Source organism: Mesorhizobium sp. M2C.T.Ca.TU.002.02.1.1 (genome assembly GCF_003997225.1).
On the sequence record NZ_RZTO01000124.1, the window covers coordinates 1 to 10690 of the forward strand.

Annotated in this window: 12 protein-coding genes and 1 tRNA gene; 6 read left to right on the top strand and 7 right to left on the bottom strand. The window is 64.3% G+C overall.

The features are described 5' to 3' along the window. From EOD07_RS09390 to EOD07_RS09405, 3 genes are all read right to left on the bottom strand, one after another. Nucleotides 1-667, bottom strand: a 667-nt coding sequence (locus EOD07_RS09390; protein ID WP_164772140.1) for a carbohydrate ABC transporter permease, incomplete at its 3' end; no start/stop codon positions are given. Beyond that, nucleotides 664-1533 (bottom strand): sugar ABC transporter permease, encoded by an 870-nt coding sequence (locus EOD07_RS09395; protein WP_127235224.1) that lies wholly within the window; start codon nucleotides 1531-1533, stop codon nucleotides 664-666. The genes EOD07_RS09395 and EOD07_RS09390, both read right to left, overlap by 4 nt. Nucleotides 1534-1937: 404 nt before the next feature. Further along, entirely contained in the window at nucleotides 1938-3167 is a 1230-nt protein-coding gene (locus EOD07_RS09405; protein WP_127235225.1) for a sugar ABC transporter substrate-binding protein, read from the bottom strand. Between the two features lie 148 nt (nucleotides 3168-3315). Here EOD07_RS09405 and EOD07_RS09410 point away from each other — a divergent pair, with 148 nt between their 5' ends. From EOD07_RS09410 to EOD07_RS09420, 3 genes are read left to right on the top strand one after another with little or no spacing between them, the layout of a single operon-like run. Next, nucleotides 3316-4110 (top strand): SDR family NAD(P)-dependent oxidoreductase, encoded by a 795-nt coding sequence (locus EOD07_RS09410; protein ID WP_127235226.1) that lies wholly within the window; start codon nucleotides 3316-3318, stop codon nucleotides 4108-4110. A 2-nt stretch (nucleotides 4111-4112) separates the two neighbouring features. Continuing rightward, entirely contained in the window at nucleotides 4113-5180 is a 1068-nt protein-coding gene (gene ugpC / locus EOD07_RS09415) for a sn-glycerol-3-phosphate ABC transporter ATP-binding protein UgpC (protein ID WP_127235227.1), read from the top strand. Nucleotides 5181-5187: 7 nt separating this feature from the next. Continuing rightward, nucleotides 5188-6069: a MurR/RpiR family transcriptional regulator gene (locus tag EOD07_RS09420; protein WP_127235228.1), complete on the top strand. Its 882-nt coding sequence runs from the start codon at nucleotides 5188-5190 to the stop codon at nucleotides 6067-6069. Between the two features lie 180 nt (nucleotides 6070-6249). Here EOD07_RS09420 and EOD07_RS09425 read toward each other — a convergent pair whose 3' ends face one another. Both EOD07_RS09425 and EOD07_RS09430 read right to left on the bottom strand, forming a co-directional pair. Further along, nucleotides 6250-6561, bottom strand: a complete 312-nt coding sequence (locus EOD07_RS09425; RefSeq protein WP_127235229.1) for a DUF167 domain-containing protein — start codon at nucleotides 6559-6561, stop codon at nucleotides 6250-6252. Next, nucleotides 6561-6860: a YggT family protein gene (locus EOD07_RS09430; protein ID WP_073985153.1), complete on the bottom strand. Its 300-nt coding sequence runs from the start codon at nucleotides 6858-6860 to the stop codon at nucleotides 6561-6563. Before EOD07_RS09430 ends, EOD07_RS09425 begins: the two co-directional genes overlap by 1 nt. A gap of 178 nt (nucleotides 6861-7038) precedes the next feature. Between EOD07_RS09430 and EOD07_RS09435 the strand changes: the two genes are divergently transcribed. Beyond that, nucleotides 7039-7114, top strand: a tRNA-Ala gene (locus tag EOD07_RS09435). A 179-nt stretch (nucleotides 7115-7293) separates the two neighbouring features. Then, nucleotides 7294-7737 (top strand): hypothetical protein, encoded by a 444-nt coding sequence (locus EOD07_RS09440; RefSeq protein WP_040991799.1) that lies wholly within the window; start codon nucleotides 7294-7296, stop codon nucleotides 7735-7737. A 133-nt stretch (nucleotides 7738-7870) separates the two neighbouring features. On the opposite strand, the gene EOD07_RS09445 is transcribed toward EOD07_RS09440, so the two are convergent. Then, entirely contained in the window at nucleotides 7871-8203 is a 333-nt protein-coding gene (locus tag EOD07_RS09445; RefSeq protein WP_127235230.1) for a hypothetical protein, read from the bottom strand. A gap of 180 nt (nucleotides 8204-8383) precedes the next feature. Next, the gene (locus tag EOD07_RS09450) at nucleotides 8384-10258 is read right to left on the bottom strand and encodes an AsmA family protein (protein ID WP_348627746.1); all 1875 of its coding nucleotides are present in this window, start codon (nucleotides 10256-10258) and stop codon (nucleotides 8384-8386) included. Between the two features lie 108 nt (nucleotides 10259-10366). Between EOD07_RS09450 and EOD07_RS38470 the strand changes: the two genes are divergently transcribed. Beyond that, the coding region (locus EOD07_RS38470) for a hypothetical protein (protein WP_245469994.1) at nucleotides 10367-10690 on the top strand (324 nt) is incomplete at its 3' end.

A 10690-nucleotide genomic window follows, 5' to 3' on the forward strand; every position in this document is an offset into this window, starting at 1 on the left:
GCGTATAGCTTTCCTGGCTGCGCAGCATGGTGAGCGCCACCACGAACTCGTTCCAGGCATTGATGAAGGTGAAGATCGCCGTCACGGCGATCGCCGGCAGGCAGAGCGGCAGGAAGACCTTGCGCAGCGTCAGCCAGCGGCCGGCGCCTTCCATCCAGGCCGCCTCCTCGAGGTCGCGCGGGATGGTGTCGAAATAACTCTGCAGCATCCACACCGTGAAGGCGACGTTGAAGGCCATGTAGATGAAGCCGAGCGCAGTGGTCGACTCGACCAGGCCCCAAGCGGCCATCAGCCGGAACAGGCCGAGCACCAGCACGATCGGCGATATCATTTGCGAGATCAGGAGGAACTGGCGGAACGCGCCATAGCCGGCAAAGCGGAAGCGCGACATCGCATAGGCCGCCGGCACCGAGATGAGGATGGCGCCGATCGTCGCCAGCGCCGAGACGTAGAGCGAGTTGAGCAGCGCCTGGCCGAAGCCGGTCGCCACCCACATGTCGGCGAAATTCGACCAGCGAAATTCGCTCGGCCACCAGGTCGGCGTCAGCACCTCTGTCCGCGGCTTGACGGCGGTGAGGAACATCACGGCGAAGGGGAAGATCGTCACCACGATCAAGGGCGCCAGCAGCAGCCAGGCGATAACGGTGCGTCTCAGCTTCGGCGTCATGCGCGTTGCTCCCGCATGGCGAGCCGCACATAGATCATGGTGAAGACGAGCAGGATCGCGAACATCACCAGCGACACGGCGGAAGCCTCGCCCAGTTTGCCGATGCGGAAGGCGAGCTTATAGAGATGCGTGACCAGAATGTCGGTCGAGTTCGCCGGCCCGCCTTGCGTCATCACCCAGATGATCGGGAAGGAGTTGAAGACATAGATGGTGTTCAGCACGATCGCGATGTTGATGAAAGGCTTCAAAAGCGGAAAGGTGATCTCGCGGAACTGCTGGAACGGCGTCGCGCCCTCGAGCGCTGCCGCCTCATAGAGATCGTCGGGGATCGAGGACAGGCCGCCGAGGAAGATCGTGGTGGTGAAGGGTACCGTCACCAATATGCCGATCAGCACCTGCATCGGGAAGGCGGTCTCGGCGCTCGCCAGCCACTGGATGTTCTGACTGATCAGGCCGAGCTTCATCAGCGCCGAATTCAGCATGCCGCTTTCGCCGTTGAGCGCCCAGCGCCAGACCACCGCGGTCATGGTCAGCGACACCGCCCAGGGCAGCATGATGACGACGCGGGCCAGCCCGCGCCCATAAAAATCCATGTTGAGGATCATCGCCACCGGGATCGATAGCAGCAGCGCGCCGGCGACCACCAGCACGGTCCACAGCCCGGTGCGCCAGAGTGCTGCGACGAAATCCGGATCGGCGAACAGTTCGGTGAAGTTGGCAAGGCCACTGAACTCGCGCAACTGGCCGAAGCGGTTGACATCATGCGTCGAGATCTGGATCAGGTCCCAGACCGGCCAGAAGATCACCACCGCCGCGAGCAGCAGGCTTGGCAGCGTCAGCAGGTAAGGCAGGAAACGATTTTGCATCGGCTGGTTTATACCGCGTTGCGAGGCATCAATGCGCTGGCTTGCCAGCTAACTAAATCCTGACCTGTTCTTCCTGGGCGCTCAATCTCGAGCCTTCCGGCGTCGGAGCTGCCCCTCATTGTCTGCCCTCCTCCGCGGCGGTTGCGGAAGGGAGCCCTTCCTCTCCCCCGTCGATCGGGGGAGAGGTGTCGAGCGAAGCTCGACGGAGTGGGGGTCGACCTTCTTGGGGCGGGAGCGATGCTTGCGTCTAGTACCCGTCCCGTGTCCGTCGGCGGCGGTTGCCACGTGGTTCCCCCACTCCGTCTCGGCTTCGCCGAGCCACCTCCCCCCTCCGGAGGGAGAGGAAGAAGATGTGGCGCGCCCCGCGGGGGTAGGGCGCGCCACGGGCGCAGGGAGATACGCCCTTATTTCTTCTTCAGCACGGCGTCGGCCTTGGCCGCCGCGTCCTTCAAACCGGCCTCAGGGTCGCCGCCAAGATAGATTTTCTGCATGGCGTCGGAGGTGATCTGGGCGATCTCTTCCCAGCCGGGGATGACCGGCGCGAAGCGGGCGTCGGGCAGAAGCGCGGTGAAGGCGGCGAGATCGGCGTTGTTGACGTAATAGTCCATCTTGGCCTCTTCCTTGTTCACCGGCAGGAAGCCTTCGCCCTGCGTGAACTTGGCGCGCTGCTCCTTGGTGAAGAGGAAATCGAGCAGCTTCCAGGCCTCGTCCTTGTTCTTGGAATTCTTGAACATGATGATGGAATCGGTGACGCCATAGGTGCCGCGCGCGCCGGTCGGGCCGGCGGGGATGGCGGCGACGCCATATTTCAGGTTCGGCGCCTCTTCCTTGATCTGGTTGGACAGGAAGGGCGCGGTGATCATCATGCCCACCTTGCCCTGCTTGAACAGGTTCTGCACGTCCTCGCGGTTGTTGGAGGTGACGCCCGGTTCCGTCAGGCCTTCATCGATCATCGACTTGTAGAGCTTGGCGGCTTCAAGCGCGCCCGGCGTGCTCAGGCCGGAGGTGCCGTCCTTGTTGAGGATCTCGGTGCCCTGCGACCACATCGCATAGTAGTAATAGACGTCGGTCTCGATCTCCTTGCCCTGCAAGCCGAAGCCGAAGGCGCCGATCGCCTTGATCTTGCGGGCGTCTTCCTGCAGCTCGGTCCAGGTCGCCGGCGGCTTGGCGATGCCGGCCTTCTCGAACAGCTCCTTGTTGTAATACATGGCGCGCGCGGAAGCCGCGATCGGCAGGCCGTAAGTGTGGCCGTCCATGATCGAGGGCGACAGGAAAGTGTCGATGAAGCGGTCCTTGAATTCAGGCTTGATGTAGCTGTCGAGCGGCTCGGCGACATCCTGCTGGACGAAATCGATCAGCCAGCGCGTGCCGATGATCGAGAGGTCTGCATTGGTCCCGGCGGTGATGTCGGTGGTGAGCTTCTGCAGGAGCACATCCCACGGCACCACTTCATACTTGATGGTGATGCCGGGATTGGCCGCCTCGAATTCCTTCTTCACTTCCTCGAAATAAGGGCCGGTCTTGGCGCTGTATTCGGCGACGGTGACGCGCACCTCGCCGGCATCGGCCGGCGCGGCCAAAGCCAGCATGCTCATTCCGGCCAACAGGCCGAAAGTCCATTTCGCAAGGCTCATCTGATCTCTCCCATTGATGCGCATTGGCGCCTGGCCCTTATGGACGCAGGATTTATGTGACTTTCCTACATTATCCATCATTTCACGTCATGCAAGCGGATTATCATGTTGCTTAATTACATTTGCTTGGTTAGCCTGCCGGCTTAAAATGAGGGATGGAGGAGCGGGCAAGGTGGGTTCGAAAGCCGAGTTCGAAGGCAAGACAATTGTCGTCACCGGCGCCGGCGGCGGCCTCGGCTCGGCGATCGTGGAGCTCATGGCCGGGCGCGGCGCGCGCATCGTCGGCTGCGACCAGTCGATGGAGGCGCTGGCCAGCCCGCATATCGCCTCGCGCCACGTCTTCAACCTCCTGGATCGGGCCTCGATCGAAGCGGCGATCTCCGCGCTGCTCGACAAAGACGGCGTTCCCGACATCCTGATCAACAATGCCGGCTGGACGCGCGCCGAAACGATCGATGCGCTGACGGCGGACAGAATAGAGCAGGAGCTCGACCTCAACCTGACCGGCGTCATGACATTCGCCGATCCGCTGATCAAGGCGATGTCCAAGCGCGGCTCGGGCAGCGTCGTCTTCATCTCCTCGGTCAACGCCATCGCGCATTTCGGCAACCCGGCCTATGCCGCCGCCAAGGCCGGCATCAACGCATATGCCAAGTCGGTCGCCGTCGAGCTCGGCCGCAGCGGGCTGCGCGCCAATGTCGTGTGCCCAGGGTCGATCCGCACCGCCGCCTGGGATCATCGCCTGGCCAAGGATCCGGAAATCCTCGGCCGGCTGAAGCGGCTCTATCCGCTCGGCCGCATCGTCAATGCTTCCGAAGTGGCCGAGGCAATAGCCTTCCTTGCCTCCGACCGGGCTTCCGGCATAACTGGCGCGGTGGTGCCGGTGGATGCCGGCCTGACGGCCGGCTACCTGCCTTTCATCGACGACATATTGGGAGCGTGACCATGACCGACGTCCAGTTCCGCAACCTGTCGAAATCCTTCGGCCAGCACAAAATCCTCGAGGACATAAACCTCGACATCAAAACCGGCGAGTTCGTGGTGCTGGTCGGTCCGTCCGGTTGCGGCAAGTCCACGCTTTTACGCATGCTGGCCGGTCTGGAGACGATCACCTCCGGCGATCTCGTCATCGGCGGTACGCGCGCCAACGACCTGCCGCCGCAGAAGCGCAACATCGCCATGGTGTTCCAGTCCTATGCGCTGTTCCCGCATCTGAGGGCGTCGGAGAACATCGGCTTCGGCCCGAAGATCCGCGGCGAGGCGCGCGCCGCGATCGACGACAAGGTGAAGAAGGCGTCGGGCGTGCTCAACCTCTTCTCCTATCTCGACCGTTATCCGCGGCAGCTTTCGGGCGGCCAGCGCCAGCGCGTCGCCATGGGCCGCGCCATCGTGCGCGAGCCTTCGGTGTTCCTGTTCGACGAGCCGCTTTCCAATCTCGACGCGCAGCTGCGCGTGCAGATGCGCACCGAGATCAAGGCGCTGCATCAGCGGCTGAAATCGACCATCGTCTATGTCACCCATGACCAGATCGAGGCGATGACCATGGCCGACCGCATCGTGGTGATGGATCGCGGCCGCATCCAGCAGGTCGGGCAGCCGCTGGAGCTCTATGACCGGCCGGCCAACAAATTCGTCGCCGGCTTCATCGGCTCGCCGTCGATGAGTTTCGTGTCGGGCGCGCTGAAGACGGCCGGAGCGAAGTCCTGGTTCGAGACCACGGGCGGCGGTCGGCTGGCGCTTGCCGGCAAGGGCGCTTCTGGCAGCGACACCGTCGAGGCCGGCATCAGGCCAGAGCATTTCGTGGTCGGCGCCGGCGACGATGCCATCGCCATCAAGGTGGATGTCGTCGAGCCGACAGGCTCGGAAACCCATGTCTATGGCTCGGTCGGCGATGACACGGTGCGCGCCGTGTTCCGCGACCGGCTGCAGGTGAAGCCGGGCGACCGGCTGCCGGTGAGCGTCGATCCGCGCCACATCCACCTCTTCGACAAGGCGACCGGCCTGCCGCTGTGAGATGACGATGAAGAGCCCGGCCGACATCATCACCCGCCTGCAACTGATGTCGCAGGACGGCACCAAATCGGACCGCCGGCTGGCCGGGCTCGTCCTTTCCGATCTCGATTTCGCCTCCAAGGCGGCGATCTCGGAGATCGCCGCGCGCGTCGGCGTCAGCGAGCCGACCGTCACCCGCTTCTGCCGCAATCTCGGCTGCGAGGGCCTTCGCGACTTTAAGTTCTACGTCGCCCAGGCGATCGCCATCGGCGGCCAGTATCTGTCGCCCGAGCCGCTCAGCCGAGACGCGCGCGAGCAGCGTATCGCTTCCGCCATCACCGAGGCGGCCATCGCCGCCATCCAGCGCGCCAGCGAGAATCTTGACATGACGACGCTGATGGATGTCGCCGCGCGCATCGCCGCTTCGGGCAATGTGCTCTGCCTCGGTTCCGGCGGCATCTCCTCGATGATGGCGACCGAGATGCAGAACCGGTTGTTCCGGCTGGGTCTTTCGGCGCTTGCCCAGACCGACGGGCAGTTGCAGCGAATGTATGCCGCCGTCGCGACGCCGGAGACGACGCTGCTTGCCTTCTCCGTCTCGGGCTATGCGCGCTCGGTGATCGAGGCGGTCGAGGTCGCGCAGCAATATGGCGCCGCCACCGTCGCCATCACCGCGCCGGATTCGGCCCTTGCCAAGGTTGCCGACACGGTGATCTTTTTGCAGCCCGTCGAGGACGGCAACATCTACAAGCCGACCTCGTCGCGCTACGCGCTTTTGGCCATCGTCGACATGATCGCCACCACGGTGGCGGAATCGCGCGGGCCGAAGGTGCTGGAGAATTTGCGCCGCATCAAGCAGAGCGTGAACACGCTGAAGGTCGACGATCCGAAGCTGCCGCTGGGCGATTGAGTGGTTGTGAAGACCCTCACCCGGATTGCCAACCGAATTGCGAGGAGCGATTCGGGGCAATCCGACCTCTCCCCGAGGGGAGAGGGGCAGGTCGACGCCGGCGCCGGCGCCGACCCTCCTCTTCTCCCCGCTGGGGAGAAGGTGGCCGCGCAGCGGCCGGACGAGGGGGCGCCGCCAGCGTTATTTGCTCAGCGTCTGAAGCCGTTCCACCAGCGCAGCCGCATCGCCCATGATCCGCAGCGTCTTCAGCCGCGCCGTCCCGCCGGCGATCACCGAAACGGCCGACACGGGCACGCCCAGCGCCTTGGCCAGCATCCGCTCCAACGCTTGATTGGCGGCGCCGTTCTCCGGCACGGCGCGTACGCGCGCCTTGAGATGGCTGCGCCCGTCAGCCGCCGTCTCGATGCCCTCGATCCGGTCGAGCGCGGCTTTCGGCGTCAGCCGCACGAAGAGGTCGATGCCGTTCTCGCGCGGCCGAAACGGCGAGCTCATCAGCCTCCGGTCACCACCCAGGACCAGACGGTAGTGACCAGGAACTGCCGGATGAAGAAGATGATCAGCAGCAGGATGATCGGCGAGATGTCGATGCCGCCGAGGTCGGGCATGAAGCGGCGGATCGGGCGCAGGGCCGGCTCGGTCAGCCGATAGAGCATGTTGCCGACGGTGCCGACGAACTGGTTGCGCGAGTTGACGACATTGAAGGCGTAGAGCCAGGAAAAGATCGCCGAGGCGATGATGATCCACCAGTAGATATCAAGCGCCATGACGATGGTCTGAATAAGGGCGATCATGCCGGTCTCCAAATTGTCGCCGACATGTAGCCATTGCTTGGCGTGCGGGCAAGGCCCGCGGGCTTGGCGTGCGGACAAGGCCCGCCCGACCACTGCTTGTGGCCGGCCCGGTCTTTCGCCCCGGTCTTTCACCTTGACATGAAACGGCCGCGACCGATACAAGCCCATCCGCTGGAACGGGGCTGTAGCTCAGCTGGGAGAGCGCATCGTTCGCAATGATGAGGTCAGGGGTTCGATCCCCCTCAGCTCCACCAGCCAGCACACACCTGTGCTTCCCGTCGGCTTTTGCCTTCCTGACTCGCTGTTTTGTGACCGCCGGATTTCGGTCCGCGCGCTTGGAACCAATGGCGGGGCAATTGGGTTCAGCTATACTTTTGAAGCTGATATGCCCCGGCCGGCTGGGTAAGCGGCGATGCTCGAGGAGTTTCCCACCATGCAGATTTCGTCCAGGTTCCGTTCCGTTGCGGTCGCGGCAATCGCTGCCGCCGGCGTGAGCATTGCCAGCGCCGCGCATGCCGACAGCGGCACGATCCGCTTTTCCGTCTACAAGGCGGCCTTCTTCATCGGCGGTTCCGGCGGCGAGGGCACGCTGACCTTTCATGGCAAACGCTATCCGATCTCCATCGGCGGCGTTTCGGGCGGTCTCGCCTTCGGGGCTTCCAAGACCTACTTCCAGGGCACCGTGCGCCGCATCCGCCGCGCCAGCGATGTGACGGGCGTCTATGGCGCGGCCGGCGGCGGCGGCGCGCTGGGCAGAGGCGCACAGGTGATCGTCATGACCAACGACAAGGGCGCCCAGCTCGAGCTCACCGGCCGGCAGGTCGGCCTGCAGGTCAACGCCGATCTCAGCGGAATGAGCATCGCGCTGAAGCGGTAGAAGGCGCGCAGCTCCCCGCTCTTCGTGGATGGGCCGGCAAAGGCGCTGCCTGGGCGCCGAATGCCGGCCACCGTCGGCCAAGAGGCGTGCAAGCAGGCCTTAGCCCGCGAAGGGCTTCCGGCCTCGGGACGCCTCAATCGTCCCAATCATCCCAATTGTCTTCGTCCCGCGGGTAGTCTGGAACGACCCGGATAATCGGGCGTGGGCGCTGATAGCGCCAATAATACTCGTCCGGCGGCTGCGGCGCGTAGGTGCGGTAGGCAGGCCGGTAGTCGTGGTGGCGCTTCCAGTATTTGTGCTTCTTGTGCGGCCGCACGCAGTAGCCGTCCTCGGTCAGATAGGCGCATGTGACATGCGCCTCCCGCACCAGGCTATTTCTGGCCGGCACGCCGATCATCGGCGCCGCCTGGACCGCCGGCATCGCCGCCAGCATGGTCCCGGCAAGGGCAAGAACAGACAATTTCATCGGCCTCTCCAATCTGTGCAGATCAAGGCCGGAAGAACGTCCTGATTGGGGGCGATTTGCGGCGGCCGAAATCACTTTGATTTTCGGCCGCACATATGAGCGTTAGATGATGTATCGAGTCGGCATGCCCGAAGCCCGCCTTCAGGCTTGAATTCCACGAGAGTCGCCAGGGTCTCTAGCCTAGTTGGCCAGTTGGTCGAGAAGTGTGTCTATTTCCCCTTTCTTGGGCGTTTCGGGCGAATCAGGGGCAACCTGCGGGTCGACCGGTGTGGGTTCGGCGGCCGGCGCGGCGGTCTCCGCTTCCGCCTCGCCACCGGCGTTCGAACTTGGCGGCGGCGGCGTCGCGTTTTCGGTATTGCCGTTTTCCGGCACTACGGCTGGCTCCGGAGCCGCGGGCGGCGCCTTGGGCCGGGGCGCGGCGTTGCGCAGAAGATCGCCGATCAGATCCGCCGCTCCTTTGCCGGAGCCGTCGCCGTTCGAGCCCGTTTGGCCCGGGATCAGCTTGTCGAGCTTCAGCTTCCCGGTCGGCAACCCAAGGCGACTCAACATGTCCAGCGCGCCCTGCGGGTCTTTGGCCAACGCGCTCAGATCCGGATAGGCCCGGGGCGCGAACAGCGGGCCCTGGACCACGACCGGCACTCCGATGCCGTTCACGGCGACGTCGCCTCCCTGGCCTGAAAGCGAAGCGACGACGCGAGGGTTGAGGCGGATGTCGAGCGTCTGGTCGGCGAGGTCTATCCTGCCCGAGCCGTCCATCCGTACCAGCGGCCCCAGCAGGCTGATATCCGTCGTCTGCGCGACGCCGTTCGCGATTGCAAATGAGGCGCCGAGTTCGGTGAACGTCGTCTTCTTGGCCTGATCCTGCTTGAAGCCGCCGGCGAGCAGCCCGACAAGGTTGTTGTAGACCTCTGCTATGTCGATGCCGCGGAAGGCGCCGTCGCTGAATTTTGCCGCCGCCTTGCCGCCGAGGGAACGGGCAAGCGATTTCGTGGTCTTCCCCACGCCTGAAACCGCGACCGTCGCGTCGAGTGTGCCTTCGATGCGGTCAAAATCAGCCGCATCACGGAGCAACGGCGCGGCGGCCGCGCCGGCGATCGCCGTGTTCAGGTCCAGGGAAGCGGCGTCCTGGCAGCCGTCGGCCGTCATGTCCGCGGCAATCGTGCCGCCGTAGAAGGGGCTTTGCGGCACGCTGAGGTGAGCCTTCCCATCCGCCACCGTCAGGTTGGTCGCCACCGGCCCGGCAAAGACCTTTCCATAGCCGAGCTTGTCGGCCTGGATATCCACCTTGGCATCAAGTCCCTTGAGGAAGGAGAGATCGATCGGCGCGTCGGTTGCCGCGCCCGGTTTCTGTTTGCCGGTGGCCGTCGCTCCGCCGCTCCCGGCGAGCGCCGCAAAGTCAAGCTTCGCGAAATTGAGCGACGTCCGGATGGTGAGGGGCTCCCCCAGCTTCACCGAGCCTTGCCCGGACGCCTTGACGCCATTCAAGGCGATGGCGGCCTTCTGGAAGGAGAATTGCTTCGGGCCGGCATCGACATCGCCCTTGAAGGCAAAGTCCTGCAGACTGCGGGAAGCGCCTTGCCCCAACCATTGCATAAGCTTGTCCACCGAGGGCGACGTGGCCGAGACCTGGCCCTTGAACGTGCCGCCACCTCCGACAGTGCCGCTTATGCTGCCTTCGAGGTATTTGGAGGAAACCGAAAGGCTGATCGGCCCGGACGCATCGGCAACGGAGCCGCCGGCCAGAAAGGATGCGGGCGCGACCTGGGACTTGAACGTCACGGCCTGTCCCCGCCAGGCAAGCTTGCCTGTCACATCGACCGGCTTGCCGATGTCGCGGATCTTCGCGTCGAGATTGAGCCCGGTGATGTCGTCGGCCGTTCGGTCCTTCGCATCGGCAAGCACTGCAAGCGGAAGCTTGCCCTCTCGAATCCCGACCGTTCCCTGCAGATTTGCGCTGCTCAGTATGCGGTCCGCGGTCAGTCCGCGAAACGCGAACCCCATATCGGCGGTGAGCTTGCCGGACAACGGCACGGACTGTCCGGCCAGCTTCGCCACCGAGCCGATGTCCAGCCCCGAACTCGCAATATTGCCGCGTATGGTCGGGGGTGTTCCGCCGACATCCGTCGAGGCTTTCGCGGTGAGGTTTCCTGCGTCGAGGCCGAAATGCTCCAGCTTTGCCTCGAGATGTCCGTCGCGCAGCGTCGCGGCGAGCTGGACATCGGAAGCCCGTATCTTGCCGCTGACCAGTTCATCGATCGCAACGCTGATGTCTGCGTCGAAGGCGGACAGCATGGCAAGGTCGGGCTCACCGGAACCGGCCGGTTTGCCGCCGCTGGAGCCATCCTTGCCAATATCGCTCAAGGCGTCGATATCGACGCGCTTGGCCGCCAGGTCAGCGAAGAAGCGGTGCCGCGCGCCAGGCTGAAAGAGCGCGTCCATCTGGAAGGCCTGGTCGCCGATCTCGAACTTTCCACCCCTGATCTGGTA

Excerpts from the sequence above, each read along its gene's own strand:
- ugpC (WP_127235227.1), top strand. The coding sequence starts at position 4,113 with ATGACCGACGTCCAGTTCCGCAACCTGTCGAAATCCTTCGGCCAGCAC.
- EOD07_RS09440 (WP_040991799.1), top strand. The coding sequence starts at position 7,294 with ATGCAGATTTCGTCCAGGTTCCGTTCCGTTGCGGTCGCGGCAATCGCT.
- EOD07_RS09395 (WP_127235224.1), bottom strand. The coding sequence starts at position 1,533 with ATGCAAAATCGTTTCCTGCCTTACCTGCTGACGCTGCCAAGCCTGCTG.
- EOD07_RS09425 (WP_127235229.1), bottom strand. The coding sequence starts at position 6,561 with ATGAGCTCGCCGTTTCGGCCGCGCGAGAACGGCATCGACCTCTTCGTG.
- EOD07_RS09445 (WP_127235230.1), bottom strand. The coding sequence starts at position 8,203 with ATGAAATTGTCTGTTCTTGCCCTTGCCGGGACCATGCTGGCGGCGATG.
- EOD07_RS09420 (WP_127235228.1), top strand. The coding sequence starts at position 5,188 with ATGAAGAGCCCGGCCGACATCATCACCCGCCTGCAACTGATGTCGCAG.
- EOD07_RS09410 (WP_127235226.1), top strand. The coding sequence starts at position 3,316 with ATGAGGGATGGAGGAGCGGGCAAGGTGGGTTCGAAAGCCGAGTTCGAA.
- EOD07_RS09405 (WP_127235225.1), bottom strand. The coding sequence starts at position 3,167 with ATGAGCCTTGCGAAATGGACTTTCGGCCTGTTGGCCGGAATGAGCATG.
- EOD07_RS09430 (WP_073985153.1), bottom strand. The coding sequence starts at position 6,860 with ATGATCGCCCTTATTCAGACCATCGTCATGGCGCTTGATATCTACTGG.